The following is a 19,082-nucleotide window of genomic DNA, read 5'->3' on the forward strand; positions in this document are numbered from 1 at the left end:
AAATGCCCGCTCTAGGCGGGCTACTTCCGGTTTCTCTCATCCAATGCGGCAAACTCAAGGACGCGCACCTGGTCTTCCAGTTCTTCGTATTGCTCGGGAGACAGGCCCATGCGGTCCATCTTGTGGAACAGCGCGACGTAGTTCAACCCAGTCGCACCCGCCATTCCGACTAACCATTGCGAACGCAGCGAAAAGAACAACAGAAACGCGGTTTCGTTCTCCGGCCAGATTTCGACCGGATCGCCGGCAACGTCATCCGGGGTGAGGCCGAATGCCGCGAGCTCGCGCGGATCAGGCGGCCTCTCATAAAGTGCGGCGCCCAGCGCCTTCAGTTTCCCAGGCGGGCTTTGCTCAGCTCGTCGATATACGCGCCGACGACGGCGCGCGCCGATCCGACGTAGCCCTCGACCATGCGTTCGATGTTCCCCGCATCGAATGCGTCATCCAGTTCCCAGCCGCACGCCACGTCGAGCAGGATTTCCACGTCTTCGCGGCCTTCCAGCTTTTCAAGGAACTCCTTGAATTCCTCCTTGGTGCGATGCTTGAACGTAAATTCCACGTCCACGAAGCCATTGCCGGGCACAGGCAGACCCACCTTGCGCTTGAACGTCGGAGCCGGGTTGAGGGTGAATTTGAGTTTCGCCATGATGTAGTGATTTCCTATTGCGTTTCTGATCGTTTGCCACCGCCCGGAATGGACGGTGGAACCGGTGATGGGCTTATGCGGCGGCGTAGCGCACGGGGCGCGACAGCAGCGAGAACGTGGCCCGCACGCCCATCACTTCGCCCTTGGTCATGGTCGGCGTCTCGTTGAACGACACATAGCCGTTGTAGAGAATCATCGAACCGTTCGGGAACGTGATGCGCAGAGCGCGCACTTCACGGGTTTCCGCAGCGGCTTGCAGCGCCTTGTAGCCGGCCAGCGTCGGATCGTCGGCAATGGTCAGATCCAGCGACTGCGCGCTGGCCTGCGTCGGGATCTGCGCTTCGAAATCGTTTTCCAGAAAGCTGTACGTAGCGAACTGCATTTCGCCGCCGGACGTGCTGGTTTCCAGGATCTGCGTGATCTGGGTGAACGCCGTGATTTCACGCACCGAGCCGGCGCCGGTGCCAGCGGGGAACTGCACCAGAGATGATGTATTCATGCCATCCAGCGAGAATGCTCCGGCGGCGGCATCGGCGACACGCACGATGCGCTCATTGATCTTCTGCCAGCCGGACTTCACTTCGACGAGCGCGCCGTTGGCGATGCCGTGAGCCGCGCTTGTCGCAACGGCCGGATTAGCGTTGGTAAGAGCGGTGATGTTCTTCGACGCGCCATATGCGGTCGCCAGCGCGATGATCACGCCATTCGGGAGGGATACTGACATTGTGGGCTTCCTATCTCGGGACGAAAAAAAACCCGCACGAGGCGGGTTGTGTGGTGTTGCCCCAAAAATGGGGCGGTTTCGGCCCAGCGGGCCATCAAAGGGAATTACGGTGGTTCAAAAACCGGGCTGTCGATTTCAAGCGCTACGCTGGAGACAGCGATATCGGTGCCGCCACCGATGCCCAACATCCGGCTAGAGGCGCGAGCGGTGAAATAGTGATGCCCGAAACCCGGAACCGTGACGCGAAAGCTGAAGCTGGATTCCGAATCAAGCGCTGCGCGCAGCAAGACCTGACCCGGGTCGACCAGGCGGTACATCTCCAGCGGTAGGGAAGCGGCGGCCTGGGCAACACGTCGCTGATAAGGAACCGCTGCGCCAATGGGGTGAAAGGGAGCGGTCTGATACGACTTGCCCAGGCTGCTCAGCACCCGGACGCCACGGACAGGCGTATAGGCCAATGCGTCGAACGCCGAACGCGTCAACGTGGACGGAAGGACGGCGCTGACACCGACCGTGGAGCCGGTGGATACATGAGGTGTCGTCATAGGGTGTCGTGCCAGATCATGAAATCCTGCGTGGCGCCCCTGAAGCCGGTGATTGGGTCCGTGACGGACACCGGTCCACCCTCGGGCCGAGCAAACGTCGGCGCCCCGCACAGGATCGCCCTGGTAGCCGCAATCAGTCCGGATGCATTCAGGCGGGTCTTCGCCCAGACATTGATTTGGACGCGAGCGCCCTGCTTGTCCGCCGTTTCCCCGTCGACAAACACGACATCGCGCCCCCCGACCTGTTGGTACGTCATGAACGGCATCGGCGTGTCGCCGGCTGCGGTATCGGGAAATACTCGGCCCTCCACTAGAGGGGAAAGGGCCGCAACGATCATCGGCTCAAGCATTCATAATCTCCCCGATCTTCTCGGCCATTCGCATCCGGCCGGCCTCGACGGCGGCAGAAATTTTTGCGTCCACCGATACTCGTAGATACGGCTGAGCTGGCTCGAATATCGGCGTCTTCAATGGCTTATCTTTGAGGGTGACGTACGATCCGTCCGGGAGCCTCAGCACGGCGTGGCGGCGCCAGTGGCCATGCTCTACCAGCCACCAGTGCGGAGCCTTGCTTTTATTCACACCGACCTGATATGTCTTGCGGTCAGCGTCGGACTCTGCCTCGTCGAACCAGCGGTAAATGGCTCCCTGAAGCTTGCCCATATGAAAAGGAACTCGCGCTCGCATTTCGTCGTAGAGAACCACCGCCATGGCATGCGCCGCGGGCCGGACAGCTTCCTCACGCACTCTCTCCACAAACGCCGCAATTTGGCCGGCTATATCCCCCTCGAATGAGAAAGATACAGATCGACTAGTGTGCTGTTTTCGCAGGCTCATGCGGCAACCTCCATCGGAGATAGGAGTCTACAAACGAGATCGACATGATCCCGCTTCACTTCATCCGTTAAGACCGCCTCGATTTCGTAGAAGTCCTCACGATGGTGAACACGCATTCCCGCGACAACATCCCGCCGAAATCTGAGCCTGATGCTCGCTTTGACAATTTGGCGCTCCGCACCAGCCTTGATTGCCTGAATTCCCGACGTGTGCCGTATCGACGCCCAGTTCGGCGGGCCATAGCGCACCCACTTGTTCGTTAACTCGTTTGCCGCGTCACGTTCCCCCGCATTTATCAGGAGCTCGATGCGGCTATTCAGCGATCCGGCTCTCATGGCAACACCCGGCCATAGGGGAAGACTAGTCGCGCAAATCCAGGATTATCGTGAAGCATCTTTTCACCCGCTGCCTCCGGGTTGTTCAGCATGTCGCCTACCAACATCACAATCGCCAATTTCAGCGGCTCCGGAGCGGGCCCCGGCCTGGACGTGAATACCACTGGATACGCTCCTGGCTCCCCGTCCAGATCGGCCGGCCAGATGGGCAGCGGGGCCGTCCGGCCGCCGACAGGGGTCCATTCGTAAGACGCCGTGGCGAGCGCAAGACCCGTTCTTCTCTCGATCAATTCGCGAGCCGCCGATATCAGCCCCGGAATATCCTCATCTAGAGCATCGTGATCAATACGTAGAAGCCGCTTCACCCGGTCCACGCTGATAGGCTCGCTGACCGCAGGAGTGATCAGGCGCAGCATGGTCAGCCTCCTGCCGATTCAACCGCGTTCGGGTGGGGGTCGATGTAGCCAGCGCCTTTCAGCGCGGAAACATGGTCGGCGTCAAACTCGCGCACTTCGCCGCACTTGCCGTAGATGCTGTCGTGCAGCACCAGAGCTTTCACCCGTTCCCGGGTGTCCGGCTCGGGGGCCGGTGCCGGCGCATCGGGCGGACCCGGCAGTGTCGCCGCCGGTTCGGTGCCTCCGGCCTCACCAGTCCCAGGCGCAGCGGCAGCGGCAGCGGGCGACGTTGCGTCCGCTTGCTCAGACAGAGCGGACGGGGCCGGCGCATCGCCACTCGGCGCGGCCTGGGCTGTCGTTTTTCGTGCCATGGTTTTTTCCTTGAAAGAGAAGGCCGGCAGGATTGCCCGCCGACCTGCGATCACCCGGGCCGCTTAAGCGGCGGCGCCGTGCTGGAACAGCTTCACTGCGCCGCCCACATCGATCAGATTGCCGCCCGAGCGCATCCAGGCCAGGAACCCGACCTGGCCCTTCTTGACGTAGGCCGAGTCGTTGAAGCGGAACAGCGTGATCGCCATCACGTCGCGGATCTTGTACAGGCTGAAGTCGCCAAAGGCGATGGACTTGGCGGCAGCTGCCGGCACCGGCATGTGCTGGTTGATCTGGATGTCACGATTCAGCAAGCGATCCGGCGCACCGCCGGGGTTCCCCTGCTCGTAGCCCGGCACGAAGATCGGGCGGCCTTGATCATCCTTGATCTTGCGAACCATCTTCAGCATGTCGTCATGGAACATCCACTTGGCACCCAGACGGTACGCAGGGTCAACGCTGTGCTCGATGTCCACAAGGTCGTCGTAGGTGATCAGCGGGATTGCCGAGACGGCGCCGATCTTGCCGACCGCAGCGGCGGTGACAACACCTATCGGGCCGGCCGTGCCGGGACCAACGGTGTAGTGGCGATTCGTGACGCGGCCGAGCCGGGTGTTCAGACGTTTGGTGATGAAGCCCTCGATGTTGGAGGAACTGTCCTGCAACAGTTCCCAGGGCACGGTCACAACCTTCGAGCTGAACTTGTAAACCGCCAAGCCCTTCGTGCCAAAGCTCACGTCCTCGTCGCTTGCAGACTGGTTCTCCTCGACGATTTCGCCCTCTTCGTTCGTGCCGTCGCTGGTCGGGTACTGCATGGGTTCGCCGCCGCCGGTCGAGAAGACGTCCGCAACGGCGCGCATGCCGCCAAACGATTTCAGCGTATCGATAATGGAACTGGCGACGGTGGTGGGCACCGTATAGCCACCCTGCTCCGGATTTGCTGCCGGGTTGCCGCTCATGGCGTTGCGGACCTGGGTCCAGTCCTCGGCGGTGAGCGCGTTGTCGCCACCACGGCACCATTTATCGAACAGTGCCACGTCGGCACTGCGGTTGCCCTTGGCGCCAGGGCGGGTTTCATGCTCACGCACGCCCGCGTCGTGCAGACCGCTTTCAGCCGTCAAGTCCATCATCTTTTGATGGCGCTCGATCGAGGCGTCAATGCGTTCGATTTCCGCCGTGTTGTCGTCGTACTTCTTCTGGTGGTCGGCGTTCCAGTTGGCGCCGGGGTTGTTGTCCAGCAGGGCGCGGGTTTCCTTGGCCAGCGCGTTGCGGCGCTCCCGCTCGGCTTGAAGATTGAAAGCCATAACGTAGTTTCCTTCAGTCGAAAAAAAACCGCCCGAAGGCGGAGGGTTGTCCTGCGTGCGGGAGCCGCTTACGCAGGGGTGGCCTCGATCAGCGAAAACCGCCGTTCAAGATCATTTCGTAGGGCTTTGACCTGGGCGTCGTCGACGCCGGGAGATTTCGGCTCGGTCAGCGCTTTAGGCGCATTCTGGTAGGCCGCCAGATTCCATGCGTTGGAGGTGGCCGGCTTCTTAGCAGCAGCGTCAACAACGCGATCGACAAAGCCATGTTCCAGCGCCTCATCTGCGCTGAACCACGTCTCCGCATCCATCCAGGTCTTGACCTGATCCGCAGACTGCCCAGAGCGAGCCACGTAGTCAGCGGTGATCGCGCCGTCCACCTTTTCCAGCAAATCGGCCGTTTCCCGCATGTCGGCCTTGTTGCCGATAGCGACTGTCCAGGCGTTGTGGATCATGAAAAACGCCCCCTGCGAGATCTCTACCTCGTCGCAGGCCATGCAAATGTCCGTCGCCGCAGAAGCGGCCAGGCCGTCCACGTGCGCAATCACTTTCGCCGAATGCTGGCGGATGGCCGTCATCATCGCGCGGGCGTCGAACACGTCGCCCCCTGGCGAGTTAATGCGCAGGTGGATCGTGTCGGCCGTGATGCCGGAGAGGGCCTTGGCGAATTCGGTCGCGTCGATTTCGCCCCACCAGCCGCCGATCACCCCATGCAGGTAGATCGTATGCTCGCCGTTGCTCGCCTCAGCGCGCAGCGGCTTGGACCCAGAGGCGTTATCACGCGCCAGCTGAAGCAGTTTCGGAATTTTCATTCTGGGTTTCCCTGTCTTGATCGTTGTGGTCTTCGGCCGCTGCATCCGCAGCCGCACCAGCCCGTATGGGGCGCTCGAACTCTCCGCCCAGTGGCTGGAGGTTCTTCACACGGCGGACTTCGTCGACGCTCATCCAGCCTTGCGTACCAGGTCCGCCCAGCGCCTTGGAGAAATATTCCGCCTGGGCCTTTGAATCCCCTGCCATGAGCCCGTCCGTGTTGTGCTCGGTGAAATACCGAGCGGTGCGAAACAGCTTGCGGTTCAGCTCGCCCTTGATCCGCTTCAGATGCGGAGCCAGCGTGTACTTCACGAAGCCGATGCCCATCTGCTCAATGCCACTGCCCCAACTGCTGGACTTGGTCATTTCGCCGATCATGTGTGGCGGGACGCCGAAGGCTCGCGCCATGTCGATCACCTGCCATTGCCGAGACTCCAGCAATTGCTGGTCCACCGCCGACATCGTCAGTTCCTTGATATCCAACCCTTCGGTCAGAATCAGCGGTATGCGCCGGTTGCCCTGGACGCCGCCATACTTGGCAACCCAGGCGGCGCGGAAGTCCTCTTGCATGTCGTAAGACATGGCCGCCGGCGCCTTGATCGCGACCTCAGGCTTGCCACCTTCGCTGAAGAACTTCCCGGCATGTTCGTCGCCCTGGATGGCGATGCCAATGCCGTTGCGCGCCCCCCACTGAATCACCGACATCGAGCTGATGCCGTTGAATCCGAAGCCAGGGATGTGGATCACGTCGTCCTGATCGACCGTGAAGAATCCCTTGTCGTCGTAGAACGTGTACTGCAGCCGCCGGACTTCGCGCGGGCTTTCTCGCTCCTGCTCGCGGATTTCCACACGGGAGCGGGGCCAGGGGATCAGGTTCGTCATTGCGCCGGCACGGTTGCGAACGATGTACGCAATTCCATCGCCCCGCAACAACATCTGCGTGATCAGGAACTCCCACGCCGCAGAAGCTACCCAGGTGGGGGAGAACTGTTCGTTCAGCGTCCACCAATACGGGTGGTCCACCTGCTGGCGTGCCCCGTCCACGCGCTCAAAGATAGGGAGCGGCAACTGGGCGATGGACCCCGCGATCAGAGAAACGCAGGCGTAGACCGCCGACACCCGCATAGCGGTCTGCTCATTGACCACCGCACCGGCTGCGGTTCGTTGATCGCCGAAGATCTCGAACACACGGATATCGGAGGAGGAGACCGTCCCGCCCTCGGCGATGTTGCCAATTGCTGGCTCTTGTCGGCTGTCTGGCTGTGTCGCCTGGCCGTCCGAGCCGAAAAATCTGGAAAGTAGTCCCATCACATCACCACGAATCCCTGTTGAATTTTCTTGACCCCGGCCGATGGGTTAAGCGACATCAGTTGCGCCGCGTCGAAGAGGGCCATGAGCGGGTCAATCTTCGCCGTGCCGCTGGCCTGCTTCGTGATCACTATTCCATTTGCTCGCACTTCGATACGGGCATTGCCCACACTCCAGGCCATCAGGGGCTGATCGCCGTGCAGAAACGTCCCTTCGGCCAGCTTGCGCTCTACCGTCTTGATGATCCCGCCCAGGCGCCAGCCCTGCGACACCCCCACGATCAAGTCTTCGGGGATCTCCGCTTCCAGCAGCGCGTCGTTGAAAGTCACGCCGTTCTGATCGGCGCCGATGGCGTTTTTCTCAGGCAGCAGGCCCGCCTCGAACACCTGGCGCACAATGGCGGCCAGTTCGGCTGTGTCTTCGCCGATCTGGTTCACGATGACCAGGTTGCCGGCCTTCTCGAAGTCTTGCAGCCGCGGGGCGATGTCCTTGCGCCGCTCAAGGACGGATGGATGCGCCCAAGCGCGCCCCCAGTGCAGCCAGTTCCCCGTTCCACGCTCTCGACCAATGAGCCCGAAGCCGAGCAAGTCGTCCAGCCCGCCCCCGTCAATGCCGACGGTCACCACCTCGGAACGTTCGAGCAGCGCGGGAAGCGTCAAAACTCTATTGCCGCGCGCCAACCAATGGTCCGCGCCCGCCCACCGGTCCGAACGCAGATTGAGGCCGATCTCGACGTTTCCGTACTTCGCCAGGAAGCCCTTAAGTGACTCTTTCCCTTCGTCAGCCGCCTTTCGGTACTCTCGCGCCAGGAATTCTTCGTCCACCGAATACCCCATATTGGGGTTGACCATCGGTAGGTTCTCCAAGAGCAAGCATTCTTCGGTCTTCACCATTTCTGGCGGATGCTCGAAGAGGATCGGCATGAATTGCGGATCGTGGATCTCCCCGTCTCGTACCTTGCGCGCGTAGTCGAGCTTTTCCTTGAACACCCCCGCCGGTGGATCGTCACTCTGGGTTGTGATGTAGATCACAAACCCCTCAGGCCGGGACGCCAGGCCGCCGGACGCCTCGCGGAGCATGTCTTTGGCGTTTGCCTCTTTGCCAAAGAGCCACAACTCTTCGACCAAAATCCCAACGGACTTTTTCCCCGCAGTCGTACTCGCGTCAGCTGCGATCACCTTGAGCTTGGCGTTCTTCTCGCGGTGCGTGAGGGTCTTCACGTGCTCTTGCACATGGATCAGATCCGCGAGCTCGCTGTACTCCTCGCCGTCCTCATCCTCCTCCAGGAAGTTCACCATGTCCTTGGCTGGGCCGAAACTGTTGTCCGCCACTTCCTTTGTCGGAGCGAGAATCGTGAACTCGGCCGACCGCCGCCAGTTCCGGATCAGGCAAGTCAGCATGATCGACGCCGCCAGGCCAGACTTGAAGTTCTTCTTCGGCAACATCACGAACCATTCTTTGATGAGCCTGCGCCCGCTCTGCGAGTCATAGGCTCCAAAAATGGTTGCGGCCAGGTCAAACACCCATTGACCGCACGCATCCGCCATGTGCGGACTGCCAGGCGCGTCCACGATCCGTAAATCGCGCATCACAGCAAGCCCGGCTTCGGCCTCATCGGGGAAGATGGGCGGCGGGATGATCGACTTGCCGGCGCGCAGCCGTTCCGCCCAGTCAGGGCAAGACGTGGTCCATTTCGGCATTGCGTTCCTCGCGGCAAACACCGCCGCGCTGGCGGATCATTTCGGATTAGGAGTTGTTGACGACAAGCCGGGGTGGTGCTGCGGCCGGGGCGTACTTCCCGGCGCTGGCTTTTCTCGCGGCTGCATCCTTTTCGCCCTTCTTCCCGCCTTCGCCCTTCTTGGCGTGCGTGTACTGAACCGCGGCGATCGCGGCGCGCACCTGCAGCGCGGTCGCCTCCACCTGTCCGAGGGCAACTTTCTGAAGGAGGTCCAACATGTTGTCCGCCTCGATCAGCGGAGGCGGCGCCTTGGGCGTGTCGTCTACCTTTTTCCGTGGCCGGCCGGCGCCAGAACGCGCGCCACCGCTGCGTCCTTTGACTCCAGCCATTTGAATTCCAATTTGAAAAGGGGAAATTTTCTGTGCGTGAGGGAACAGGTGGTTTCCAGTCCGGCAACCCGCCAGACTTTCGACCCGCCCCCCCTCTGCCGTGGCCCCTGCCGCCCGCGTACAGGGCCGCCAGGACGCGACACCGAAGCGGCTGGGCGCGCACCTCCATCATGACCATGCGACGCGCTACGGCCTTCTGGTGACGCGGACAGACAGGCCACGCCCGATCCAGCGCGTCACCTTGGCCGCGTCAGGCGTTGCACCAGTGATCTGCGCGGCCAATGCCACGCCGGACAGATACCAGCGCACCCACCATGCGAGGCGAACCGAGATCGTGACTGTGTGCTGTGCCATTACGTGCGGCCCCTGTATCCCATGTCCTGCCGTGTCTTGGCGTCATGGCATCCGACCTTGCGCCCGTACGCATCGCGGGAGACGCACAGCACCTGCGTGTTTGCGTCGGTGTCCTCGCCGCCATCGAACAGGCTTACCTTGTGGTCCAACTCGAAGCCGTGCGGGTACAGGGTCAACGCTCCACAATGCGCGCAGTGCGGATTAGCGGACCAAATGCGCAGCCGACGAGCTTGCAGCTTACGGCCCGTCATGCGCTTGGCGCTAGGCGTGGGCGCGGGGGCAAGCCTGGCCCCCACTGTCGCGAGTCGTGGCTTAAGTGTCTTGAGCTTCATGCTGTCCCTCTTGTTCTTGCCGGGTGTCACCAACTGCACGCCGCCCGACGCGACGACCCTAACCCCGCTCGCCATGCCCAGCGCGCGGCCCTCGGTGACGAAGGGTGGAGTGTCCGTTCAAACACAACAAATAAATTGCTTCATACATCATTTATGATGTATAATTCCTTATCGATTCAACGAAGGGGAGGTAATGAAATACAGCGAGTTCAGGCGGTGGCTGCTGAAACAGGGCGTGAAGTTGGAACCCCACAAATCAGGTAGCAGCCACTTCAAAGCAACCCTTGGCGATCGGATAGCAAGCTTTCCAGACCACGGCACCAAAGAGATAGGTAAAGGGCTGGTAGAGAAGATCAAAAAGGATCTTGGACTGAAGTAAAGGAGGTGGCCCGAAAGGGCCGCCTCTCACCCGTTGTATGAATGCCTCCCCAATCACAGAGGACACACCATGTTGACCTACTGCTACACCCTGACGCCGGACACGAACGGCACGAACCTGATTCAGTATCCGGACCTGCCGGAAGGCGCATCCGTAAGCGAAGACGAGCACGACCTACCAGCCAACGCATCAGAAGGGCTTGAAGCCGTGCTACAGATGTACATCGACGCGCGCCGCCCTATCCCGCTGCCTGAAGCCGTGGGCGACGGCAGCGTGACGCTAGGCGCACTGCCTACCGCAAAGGTCTTTCTGTCAAACGAGATGGTGCGTCAAGGGGTGCGAAAAACCGAACTCGCGCGGCGACTCGGCATCCACAACCCCCAGGTTGACCGCCTTCTGGATCTGGCGCACAGTTCAAAGCTGGAAGCGATGGAGGCTGCGTTTCAAGAATTGGGTCGTCGCCTGGATATTTCTGTCATCTAAATCGGGGTGGAAAATGCGCGTACTTATCGTTGACGACGACTCAGACACCGCCGAACTGACGGCCGAATGCTTGATGATGGACAATGACATCACCGTCCAGATTGCCAGCAACGCAGACGCCGCGCTACGCGCGGTTGCCGACTTTGCACCGGATACGATTTTGCTAGATGTGGAGCTACGTGACGGTTCCGGGCTTGACTTGGCTATCGACCTAAAAGTATTAAGTCGCGGGCGTGCCCGCATTGTCATCTTCAGCGGTTCCGTGCCTAGATCCGCCGTAGGATCATTGCCACCAGGCGTAGACGCCTGGCTTGCAAAACCTGCGCACCTTGCGGAAATTCAAGCGTGTCTTACAGGAAAACCCGATTCCACCTGAAGGCGCATGGGCAGCCAAAGTCTGCCCCATCAGCTATTGGCCCGACCAACTCTGAATCAGCAGTTCGCGCCTGGGCACACCAGCGCCCCCGGCCACCGTGTATCGGATGTCCAGGACGTGCATGGGAAACCCGGCGAACGCTTGCCGCATTTCGGGATGGTCGTTGACGCTGACCAGCGCGCGGCCTTTCATCGTCCGCATGGCGTCCGCCATCGCGGCATATTGCTCAAGCCCGAACTCGACGCCGTAGCCAGCCGTGGCCCAATAAGGCGGATCCATATAGAAGAGCGTGTGCGGCCGGTCGTAGCGCTTCACGCAATCCAGCCAAGGCAAGTGCTCGATGAAGATGCGCGCGAGGCGCAAATGCGCCGCTGACAGTGTTTCTTCCAAGCGCAGCAGGTTCAGGCCTGGAGGGGAAGTTGTCGCCGTGCCGAAAGTCATGCCCTCCAGCTTGCCGCTGAAGCAGTTCTGCATGAGGGAGTAGAACCGTGCCGCCCGCTGAATGTCGGTCAGCGTTTCGGGCCGGGTCTCTTTCTGCCACTTGAACATCTGGCGGCTGGACAGCGCCCATTTGAACTGGCGCACAAACTCTTCCAGATGATGCTGCACCACCCGGTACAGGTTCACCAGATCGCCGTTGATGTCATTCAGCACCTCCACCTTGGCTGGTTCCGGCCTCGCAAACAGCAGGGCCCCGCCCCCGGCGAAGGGTTCGACGTAGCAGGAATGTTTCGGGAAAAAGGGAAGAATCTTGTCAGCCAGGCGGCGCTTGCCACCCAGCCAGGGAATGATCGGTTTTGCCACTTGTGAACGTCCATGTAAACTGGCCGCCGCCTGTACAGGTGGGACGGCCTTGGGTCGATCACGGCTAACTCCGTGTTTCGGCTGTCAGTCGGGGAACTCGCGATTCTCCGGCTGTCGCCGTCTTCTATAGCTGCAATGCAAAAGCCCCGACCGGACTATCCGTATCGGGGCTTCTGCTTATAGTGGGGTGGATGGAGCTGAAATTCACATTCGCAAGGCATGCCGCCTGCCCAGCTAGCGTACTTCCTGCGGTGACAAGCCCGTTATTGCGGTCAATTCTCGAAGGAACACTGCGGTGTCCAAAAAGTAATTCGGATACGCTCTCTCGAGTGAAGCGATTGAGTCCACAGATACCAGTACCGCTTCCGCCCCAGCCGACCCCGCGACCCGTCTTTCTTCGCGCAGGTATTCCGCAGTCGCTTGATCCAACCGCGCTCGAGGATAGCCGGTCACCGTCATCTTGCCTGATTGTGGCTCTAGCACGAGAAGATAGAAGTAGTTCGACCGACGTTCATCGCCCTCTCGAGCAACCTTAATGGCCTGCTGGTAGGCCCTTAGAACGTAGTGAACATTTAGTGACTGGGCCAGTTCACGAACGTCAGCTACCAGCTGCACCTCTGAGATGGGGGTGTCCGGCACCAAGCTCGTGCAACGCTCTTTGTGAGCGAAGACGCTTCCCATGAGCGCAAAGAAGCGCAACCATCGCTCTTCACCTTGGCTCGACTTCAATGCCTGCTGTAAGAATGTTCCGACAGTCTCGACTGCCGTCGCCCAGGCGTGTTGCAAACGCGTGCGGAATTGCAATTCAATGCACAATCCGTTGTAAACGGCAGGAGCTTGTTTGTCGCTGTTATAGCGATAAACCATATGGACACCGCGATACCCCGACGCCTTTGGACTATCGATATAGTCATCCATTGCATCAAGGCTGTGCTTCAAGTCGCTGTCCAAATAAGTTCGAACTAATTTTCGCACTTGCCCCACATTGCCAACAATCACACGCGCGCCACCGATATCTTGCATTTGCGACATGCGCATCCGTTGAAACCTCGTCAACTTGGCTTCGATGGAAGACATTCGTTTGATTCGTTGCGCGACCAAACGGCCCGGATCAACGGCGAGTGCCTTCCTTCGCAATGTGACCTTAAACGTGTTTAACGGATAGTTGTGGGATGCGCGCCAATTATTAACCACAGCAGCGGCATCCGAAATCGCTTCTGGCGTCGCAGAAGGGTCAACCATAACCCTGCCTGCACGATCAATCTGGCCCTTTGAATACTCAGGTTTGATCCAGTCCATGTTCGCGTAGTGAAATTTGGAATGCATAGAATCGTATCCCAAATTCGCTGACCAACCCGCCAAACTGAAAAAGCCCGCTGCTTTCGCTGGCGGGCTTCTGGAGGCGGACTTCTGAGGAAATCCGATACCTTGGATTTTGACGGTGGATTCCTCCAGTGTCAAGAGTTAGGGGATAAAGCCCCCGTCGCGCAACAACTGCTCGGCCGATGCGTGCGCGGCCTGCTCGATGCCGTATACGGGGTTCTCGCCGGCCCTCTTCTTCCGTGTCCCACGAATCCAATCCGCCGCCTTAACGCTTGCGCGCTCTGCGCTCGACCGGCTGCATTCGTGACGGCGGGCCAGGTCCCCCAGCCGCGGCGACCACGTCTCATCAAAATGGCGGCGCACCAGGTCCACCCGCATTTCGGCGCTCACGCTGCTCATCGAGAGGTACTCCGCCAGAGCGTTCGCCACCGCACGCAGCGCCCCCAGCCATTCCAAGTGATCGCCAACGCTTCCGCAGCACTTGCACTGCGTCTTGCGTTGACCATACTTGGCATACAGCACCGCAAAGTGCAGGCGGTCCAGCCCGTGTTCCAAGAACTTTCGGGCGTCGCCGGTTTCGGCCGCTCCATCCATGCCCGAAAACGCCCCCGGTTCGCCCAGTCGGTCATCAGCAGCACGCGCCATGGCCGGCCGGTTAGCGGTGTGACGTTCCTCACTGAAAGCGTAGGCTAGCGCAACGGCCACGCGCGGGAACGGCGTATTGCGTTCGCTCATGCGTCCTCCGGCATCGAGTAGACGGGATACTCTGGCTCCGCTTCACCGCTTCCACCAGCGATGCGCACCCACGTGTTCAGCTGCTCCCGCGCGTCCGCGTCGTGGCGGGGGTGTCCTGCCCACATGAGCAGCCACTGCCCGCGCTCCGGCGCAGTGAGCGTCATCAGATGTTTAGCCAGGAGCCGATCCAGCGTCGAACGGTCGGCAAGCGCCACGCCCCCCCGGCAGCGCCAGCAGCGGCACGGCGCGTAGGCCATGCCATGTTCGACGGGGGGCGCGTTGCGCGGCACGGCCTGCGCGGGCGCGTCTGCGCCAGTTTCCTGATACGGGATTTCCAGCCAAGTTTCGGGTTTGCTTTGATCGAGCATGATCAGTTCCTTAAACGATTCCAGGGTTGTAGGGAGGGACGCGCAACAGCCGCGCCACAAGCTCAACCGCAGAGCCGTCTCGGACGGAACTCTCGGTAAAGCGCAACACCTTCCAGCCCGCAAGGGTGGCGGCGTTGTACTTCTCGCAATCAGCGACGAATCCGGATCCACGGGTGTGACGCCCGTTTGTCCATACGCCGCCTTCAATCTCGACCGCGACCCTCTGGTCGGGCCAAGCAAAATCAATGCGCCACATGCGCGGGGGCGCAAACCGGTATTCACGCTGTGGCTCCAGCACCTTCAGGGCGCGCAGGTCGCGTGCGAACCGCTCCTCGAGCGCGCTTGCGGCCTTGGGGGCGCGCTTGGCAGTCATCCTCGCCACGGGGGCGCGCGCTACACGGGTCGCCATCACGCCGCCCCCATGCGCGCCAACGCGCGGTTGTGGCAGTTCACCAGGATCGTGTGCCATTCCGCACGGCGGGCCCAATAAGTCCGGCGGCATTCCTCGACTTCTGCCACGTTGAATTCCTTCATCTGCACCAATTCCATTAGCCGGTTCTCGATCTTGGCCGGCAGCGCCTCTGTGTTCTTCTGTACCGTCATCTACTTGCCTATGTCCTGTGCTATTGCCTATCCGGCTTGGTGGACAGACCTCGCCCATCCAGGGGAGGCCTTCACATGCTGTCCGTCTCGGAGCCACATGACCCGTCAGCCTTTTCGATCAAGGGTGCTAACTTCGCCGCCCTCGCCCCTGTCTCAGATCTATCCCACAGTAGGAGCCTCTCCCCCGCGCCGCTGTCGTTAAGCTATGTCCGACCAGCGCGAGTGCCATGCCGCCGCATTACCCGCCCATAGCGGTCCTCCTCGCGGCCATCAGCTTCATGGCGACGGCCAGCACCCCCGCACGCATGTGCAGGTCGTTGGCGTCCTCGCCGATCACGTCGCTCATGCAGTACGCAAGGCCCGCTTCCTTCGCTGCCCGCTCCCCCGCCCCACTCTTGTCGTTGTCGGCGAAGGCGTACTTCTTTCCCTGCAACTGGGCGGCGGCGTAGCGCATGTTGCTGTCGCTGAAGCACACAAGCACGGCAGCATTCAGGCGCAGTTGCTTGATCGCAGCATCAATCGACAGACCAGTGGCATAGCCTTCGCAGAGCACCGTTTCAAGGGCTCTGTCCGACCCGATGCGAAGCACCGCGCCGGTGGCCCGCATACCGGTGGCCATGCGCTTGACCCACGCTCGTTCGGTCGCATCCCATCGCACCGTCTGCACGCCCAGGATGCGGTTGTCCGAAACGTCTCGCATGGGGATCACCAGGGCGTCGTCAGGCGCAACGAGCCCTTTCGCGTCCGGGAAACCCTTGCGATGCAAATACCCGTGGGCCAGCGGAATGCAGCTACGGAGCAGCGTCTCGGCCTGGCGCGCGGCCTGGATCTGGCGGGCGACGCGGCGTTGCCTGTCCGCATCTCGCTTGCGTGCCCACTCCCGCTTTTCCTCGTCCGTCCAGGGCTTGAACTCGCCGCCGTACCAGTGGACTTCGCCGTCACCATCCCATGCCATGACCCAGCCGCGCTGGCCGTCCCAGAAGTAAGCGCCGTTCTTGCTGCGCTCGTGCGCCGTGGTGGCGCAGCGGCGGATGCGGTCGCTCGGGTACAGATCGCCAACCAGGACACCACAAGCCCGCGCGAACTCGCTAAACGTTTGCATTCGCGCCCCCCTTCTCCTTGCCCTTCAGATACGCAAGACGCAGCGAAGTGATCTTGCCGAGCGTATTGCGCGTCGGCGGTGTGTTCGGCATGTCGTGAAACTTCCAGTCCCACGAAGGCCAGTTGCCGGTAATGTCATGGAACAGCGCCCGCGCACGCTTCTCCTGCTTGTCCTCGGCGGACTTTTCGCGGGCGTAGGTGCAAAGCTGCTCAAACAGATGCCTGCGGTCGTCGGCGAGCTTCTTCTTGCCCAGCATGACGGGAAGCATTTCCCCGGCCTCGACCTCTACCAGCGCTTGCTTCTGCACCTCGAAGCCGCAGGCCATGCAGCGGCGCGCAAACGGCGTGTGACCGCAGGAAGGGCAGCCTTCGCGCTCGCTTTCCTTCGTCTCGCGGCGGATCTCCTTGTCCAGCTTCTCGCCCGCGTCCAGGGCGGTCAAGCCGTTGTAGAAGATGTTCTCGAAGTCTTTCAGGAAGCGGATGAAATTGCCGCTGTGATCCAGCAGGATGCAATCCGTCTTGCCCGTCTCCGGAGACGAGCGCAGACCGCGCCCCCACATCTGAATCGCAGTAGAAAGCGACTTTCGCAGGGGCGGCAGTCGATCACGCAGCCAACGTCCTTCACGTCAAAGCCTTTGGCCAGCGCCTCAACGCTGATCAAGATGCGGATGACCGAATCGGGCTTCTCGTACTCCGCCAGGAGCATGTCACGCTCGGTTTGCGTCGTGTTCTGGCTGTAGACGGCGGCCATGACGCCGGCCTCATTGAACTGGCGACAAAGCTCCTCGCAATGAGCGATGGTCGAGCCGAAGCAGATGGTCTTGCGCCCTTCGCCGTGCCGGATCCACTCCGACACCACGTCGCCGACAATGCCCATGCCGCGCTCAGCGGCTGCGGCCTCGGTCCATTCGCCGCCGGCCGTAGCCGCCCCGTCCATGTTGACGCGCTTCGCGCTCAAAACGTGCATCGGGACAAGAATCCCCTGCTGCGTCAGATCATTCATGGTGGCGGCGTTGATCAAGTTCGTGAACAACTTGCCCAGCCCTGGCGAGAACGGAGTGGCCGATAGACCAACGACAGACGCCGAGCATGTCCGAATGTGGTCCGTCCAGACGCTCAGTTGCGTATGCGCCTCGTCGATGATGATCACGTCCGACGCCGGCCAGCCACGGCTAGCCAGCGTCTGAGCGCTGGCGATCTGGAAAGGAAGACTGGGATTCACGCGCCAGTGGCTGGCCTGGATCACGCCGTGATTGTTCAGGCCGTAGCTATCCGCCGCCTTGCTCGTCTGGTTGATCAGCGCCACACGGTCGCAGACGAACGTCGCACGTTTGCCGCGCTGCAAGGCCTCATTCGCGATGCGCAGGCCGAGGTAAGTTTTTCCCGCCCCCGTAGGCGCCATGATGAGCTGATTCTTGTGGCCGGCGCGCCGGCCCGCGCGCAGGTCTTCGTGCGCGGTCTGTTGGAAAGGCCGGGGCGGCGGAAAGGTGGTGGCCGCCATATCGGCCACGTCTTCGGGAAAGAGAGCGTTATTCATGCGGTCCCGGTCCTTTTCTCCAGCGCGTCAAGCTTGCGCTTGTATGTCCTCGCAGCTTTGACGGCAGCGTCCTTTTCGTTGATCAAGCCGTTCACGCGCGTCAGCAGTACGCGGTTCTCTTCCGTAAGCCGGGCGATCTCGGCCATGGCAGCCGCAAGCTGACCGTCTGCCTCAAAGACGCGCGCCATCATCTGGTTGTCATCCAGAAGACGCTGGTAGTCTTCCAACGCGTCCGCCGCGAGGTCTTCATGGCTTGCGCCGTCATTAGCGCAACCCGCTTCTGCCGGGGGCGCAGAGTTCGCCCCCGGCTGGCTCTGCACCGCTGACGCTTCATTCGAAGGCGTCACAGCGCGCGCAGCTTTCTTGATAGCGTGCGGGCCCGCTGCGGCAAGCGCGGCTTGCTCTTCTTTCGGCAGATCCGAAATAGCGTGGGCGTCCTTAAGCGACACCGCGCCCGACTTCACCGCCTCTTTGATTTCCGGCGCGGCCTCGCGTTTCACCTTCCCAGCTTGTTTCATGGTGCGAACGCTGGCGCCGGCCGCTTCTGCCATCTTCGCCACGGTCGGCGGAAATGGTGCACCGGGTGCACCTTTATCAACTGCGGGCCGACCGGCCGCGCGCCAGTCCCACAACTCGGCCTCAATAAGCGCCCAGGCACCGACCGACAGGTGGCGGCGCTCCTTGTTCTGTGCCCTGACGAAATCGACAGGATCTACGTCGCTCAACTGCGATTCGGGGCAAGACATGCCCAGCTCGACGCAGGCGCTGTAGCGGTGCCAGCCGTCGATCACCATTCCTTCGTACAGGATGATCGGGTTTTGGACGCCGATGTTTTCGATGCTGTCTTTGAGGGACAGGAATTCAGTGGCGCTCATGGCCGGGAACGCGGCCGAAAGAGGATGCTGGACGTATGCCATGATCAGGCGTCCCCCGTGCCAATCCACACCGCACCGGGTGCGGGCGGCGTGGTGGTGTCGCCAGGAATGTGGCCGCCCTCGCCGTGCGCTAGCTCATAGAGGAAGAATTTGGGAGCGAATGCCGCGCCGAACTCCTCCAAGCTCCAACGCCGGGGCCGCCAAGTGCTGCCCTCGCCCGCTTGACCGAAATCGGACTGCGCGGGTGTGTCGTCACGCATGGCGCGCACCCGCCTTTTCCTGCTGAACTTGCAGCAGCAGCGCCTGTAGTCGCTGGACAACCTCAAAGGATGTGCGCTTGCCTCGTTTGCCTGTGAGGATGTGCGACACCGTGGACTGCGACACACCGGCGCGCCGCCCCACCTCGGACTGGCTCAATCCAAGGGCGATAAGTTGTTCGGCAATATTTTTTGCGTTCATGCGAGAGATATTATTG

Annotated in this window: 30 protein-coding genes; 3 read left to right on the top strand and 27 right to left on the bottom strand. The window is 61.2% G+C overall.

The window, feature by feature from the left end:
* Positions 1-20 precede the first annotated feature (20 nt).
* From ELS24_RS31615 to ELS24_RS20845, 16 genes are all read right to left on the bottom strand, one after another.
* Positions 21-437, bottom strand: a complete 417-nt coding sequence (locus tag ELS24_RS31615) for a DUF1799 domain-containing protein (RefSeq protein ID WP_342672816.1) — start codon at positions 435-437, stop codon at positions 21-23.
* Entirely contained in the window at positions 329-646 is a 318-nt protein-coding gene (locus ELS24_RS20780; protein WP_127185217.1) for a phage tail assembly chaperone, read from the bottom strand. Before ELS24_RS20780 ends, ELS24_RS31615 begins: the two co-directional genes overlap by 109 nt.
* A 73-nt stretch (positions 647-719) precedes the next feature.
* On the bottom strand, positions 720-1,370 hold the full coding sequence (locus ELS24_RS20785; RefSeq protein ID WP_050449229.1) for a phage tail protein: 651 nt from the start codon (positions 1,368-1,370) through the stop codon (positions 720-722).
* Between the two features lie 104 nt (positions 1,371-1,474).
* The gene (locus ELS24_RS20790) at positions 1,475-1,915 is read right to left on the bottom strand and encodes a hypothetical protein (protein ID WP_127185218.1); all 441 of its coding nucleotides are present in this window, start codon (positions 1,913-1,915) and stop codon (positions 1,475-1,477) included.
* Positions 1,912-2,265, bottom strand: a complete 354-nt coding sequence (locus tag ELS24_RS20795; protein ID WP_127185219.1) for a DUF3168 domain-containing protein — start codon at positions 2,263-2,265, stop codon at positions 1,912-1,914. Before ELS24_RS20795 ends, ELS24_RS20790 begins: the two co-directional genes overlap by 4 nt.
* On the bottom strand, positions 2,258-2,752 hold the full coding sequence (locus ELS24_RS20800) for an HK97 gp10 family phage protein (protein ID WP_127185220.1): 495 nt from the start codon (positions 2,750-2,752) through the stop codon (positions 2,258-2,260). Before ELS24_RS20800 ends, ELS24_RS20795 begins: the two co-directional genes overlap by 8 nt.
* The gene (locus ELS24_RS20805; RefSeq protein WP_127185221.1) at positions 2,749-3,087 is read right to left on the bottom strand and encodes a phage head closure protein; all 339 of its coding nucleotides are present in this window, start codon (positions 3,085-3,087) and stop codon (positions 2,749-2,751) included. The genes ELS24_RS20800 and ELS24_RS20805 overlap by 4 nt, the downstream gene beginning before the upstream one ends.
* Positions 3,084-3,503 (bottom strand): head-tail connector protein, encoded by a 420-nt coding sequence (locus ELS24_RS20810; RefSeq protein ID WP_127185222.1) that lies wholly within the window; start codon positions 3,501-3,503, stop codon positions 3,084-3,086. The genes ELS24_RS20805 and ELS24_RS20810 overlap by 4 nt, the downstream gene beginning before the upstream one ends.
* Positions 3,504-3,505: 2 nt before the next feature.
* Entirely contained in the window at positions 3,506-3,853 is a 348-nt protein-coding gene (locus ELS24_RS20815) for a hypothetical protein (protein ID WP_127185223.1), read from the bottom strand.
* A gap of 63 nt (positions 3,854-3,916) precedes the next feature.
* Positions 3,917-5,155, bottom strand: a complete 1,239-nt coding sequence (locus ELS24_RS20820) for a phage major capsid protein (RefSeq protein ID WP_127185224.1) — start codon at positions 5,153-5,155, stop codon at positions 3,917-3,919.
* 68 nt (positions 5,156-5,223) lie between these two features.
* Positions 5,224-5,964, bottom strand: a complete 741-nt coding sequence (locus ELS24_RS20825; RefSeq protein ID WP_127185225.1) for a head maturation protease, ClpP-related — start codon at positions 5,962-5,964, stop codon at positions 5,224-5,226.
* A complete protein-coding gene (locus tag ELS24_RS20830; protein ID WP_127185226.1) occupies positions 5,930-7,270 on the bottom strand; it encodes a phage portal protein in 1,341 nt (446 codons plus the stop codon). Before ELS24_RS20830 ends, ELS24_RS20825 begins: the two co-directional genes overlap by 35 nt.
* On the bottom strand, positions 7,270-8,970 hold the full coding sequence (locus ELS24_RS20835) for a terminase large subunit (RefSeq protein WP_127185227.1): 1,701 nt from the start codon (positions 8,968-8,970) through the stop codon (positions 7,270-7,272). The genes ELS24_RS20830 and ELS24_RS20835 overlap by 1 nt, the downstream gene beginning before the upstream one ends.
* Before the next feature lie 46 nt (positions 8,971-9,016).
* Entirely contained in the window at positions 9,017-9,337 is a 321-nt protein-coding gene (locus ELS24_RS20840) for a hypothetical protein (RefSeq protein WP_127185228.1), read from the bottom strand.
* Between the two features lie 186 nt (positions 9,338-9,523).
* A complete protein-coding gene (locus ELS24_RS30970) occupies positions 9,524-9,691 on the bottom strand; it encodes a hypothetical protein (protein ID WP_164741277.1) in 168 nt (55 codons plus the stop codon).
* Positions 9,691-10,023 (bottom strand): HNH endonuclease, encoded by a 333-nt coding sequence (locus ELS24_RS20845; RefSeq protein WP_127185229.1) that lies wholly within the window; start codon positions 10,021-10,023, stop codon positions 9,691-9,693. The genes ELS24_RS30970 and ELS24_RS20845 overlap by 1 nt, the downstream gene beginning before the upstream one ends.
* Before the next feature lie 193 nt (positions 10,024-10,216).
* On the opposite strand from ELS24_RS20845, the gene ELS24_RS20850 reads away from it, so the two are divergent.
* The 3 genes from ELS24_RS20850 to ELS24_RS20860 all read left to right on the top strand — a co-directional run bounded on the left by ELS24_RS20850 (position 10,217) and on the right by ELS24_RS20860 (position 11,261).
* Positions 10,217-10,402 (top strand): type II toxin-antitoxin system HicA family toxin, encoded by a 186-nt coding sequence (locus ELS24_RS20850; RefSeq protein ID WP_127185230.1) that lies wholly within the window; start codon positions 10,217-10,219, stop codon positions 10,400-10,402.
* A 69-nt stretch (positions 10,403-10,471) separates the two neighbouring features.
* A complete protein-coding gene (locus tag ELS24_RS20855) occupies positions 10,472-10,885 on the top strand; it encodes a type II toxin-antitoxin system HicB family antitoxin (RefSeq protein ID WP_127185231.1) in 414 nt (137 codons plus the stop codon).
* Between the two features lie 13 nt (positions 10,886-10,898).
* Positions 10,899-11,261 carry a response regulator gene (locus ELS24_RS20860; RefSeq protein ID WP_127185232.1) on the top strand — a complete coding sequence of 121 codons (363 nt, stop codon included), beginning with the start codon at positions 10,899-10,901 and terminating at the stop codon, positions 11,259-11,261.
* Positions 11,262-11,294: 33 nt separating this feature from the next.
* Here ELS24_RS20860 and ELS24_RS20865 read toward each other — a convergent pair whose 3' ends face one another.
* From ELS24_RS20865 to ELS24_RS20910, 11 genes are all read right to left on the bottom strand, one after another.
* Complete coding sequence (locus ELS24_RS20865; RefSeq protein ID WP_127185233.1) at positions 11,295-12,065, bottom strand: DNA adenine methylase; 771 nt, start codon at positions 12,063-12,065, stop codon at positions 11,295-11,297.
* A gap of 234 nt (positions 12,066-12,299) precedes the next feature.
* Complete coding sequence (locus ELS24_RS20870; RefSeq protein ID WP_127185234.1) at positions 12,300-13,391, bottom strand: RelA/SpoT domain-containing protein; 1,092 nt, start codon at positions 13,389-13,391, stop codon at positions 12,300-12,302.
* A gap of 138 nt (positions 13,392-13,529) precedes the next feature.
* Positions 13,530-14,123 (bottom strand): hypothetical protein, encoded by a 594-nt coding sequence (locus ELS24_RS20875; protein WP_127185235.1) that lies wholly within the window; start codon positions 14,121-14,123, stop codon positions 13,530-13,532.
* Positions 14,120-14,491, bottom strand: a complete 372-nt coding sequence (locus tag ELS24_RS20880) for a hypothetical protein (RefSeq protein ID WP_127185236.1) — start codon at positions 14,489-14,491, stop codon at positions 14,120-14,122. Before ELS24_RS20880 ends, ELS24_RS20875 begins: the two co-directional genes overlap by 4 nt.
* 10 nt (positions 14,492-14,501) lie before the next feature.
* Positions 14,502-14,864, bottom strand: coding sequence for a hypothetical protein (locus tag ELS24_RS20885; protein WP_127185237.1), 363 nt, complete (start codon positions 14,862-14,864; stop codon positions 14,502-14,504).
* Positions 14,865-14,899: 35 nt separating this feature from the next.
* Complete coding sequence (locus ELS24_RS20890) at positions 14,900-15,094, bottom strand: hypothetical protein (RefSeq protein ID WP_127185238.1); 195 nt, start codon at positions 15,092-15,094, stop codon at positions 14,900-14,902.
* A gap of 238 nt (positions 15,095-15,332) precedes the next feature.
* Positions 15,333-15,794 (bottom strand): toprim domain-containing protein, encoded by a 462-nt coding sequence (locus tag ELS24_RS31760; RefSeq protein WP_428839655.1) that lies wholly within the window; start codon positions 15,792-15,794, stop codon positions 15,333-15,335.
* A gap of 388 nt (positions 15,795-16,182) precedes the next feature.
* Complete coding sequence (locus ELS24_RS31360) at positions 16,183-16,755, bottom strand: hypothetical protein (RefSeq protein ID WP_240669348.1); 573 nt, start codon at positions 16,753-16,755, stop codon at positions 16,183-16,185.
* Positions 16,665-17,732, bottom strand: a complete 1,068-nt coding sequence (locus ELS24_RS31365; protein WP_240669349.1) for a DEAD/DEAH box helicase — start codon at positions 17,730-17,732, stop codon at positions 16,665-16,667. The genes ELS24_RS31360 and ELS24_RS31365 overlap by 91 nt, the downstream gene beginning before the upstream one ends.
* Complete coding sequence (locus tag ELS24_RS20905; RefSeq protein WP_127185240.1) at positions 17,729-18,649, bottom strand: ParB N-terminal domain-containing protein; 921 nt, start codon at positions 18,647-18,649, stop codon at positions 17,729-17,731. The genes ELS24_RS31365 and ELS24_RS20905 overlap by 4 nt, the downstream gene beginning before the upstream one ends.
* Positions 18,650-18,859: 210 nt before the next feature.
* Positions 18,860-19,066 carry a helix-turn-helix domain-containing protein gene (locus ELS24_RS20910; RefSeq protein WP_127185241.1) on the bottom strand — a complete coding sequence of 69 codons (207 nt, stop codon included), beginning with the start codon at positions 19,064-19,066 and terminating at the stop codon, positions 18,860-18,862.
* Positions 19,067-19,082 lie beyond the last annotated feature (16 nt).

The organism is Achromobacter spanius (genome assembly GCF_003994415.1).
In the GTDB taxonomy this organism is placed as follows: domain Bacteria; phylum Pseudomonadota; class Gammaproteobacteria; order Burkholderiales; family Burkholderiaceae_B; genus Achromobacter; species Achromobacter spanius_C.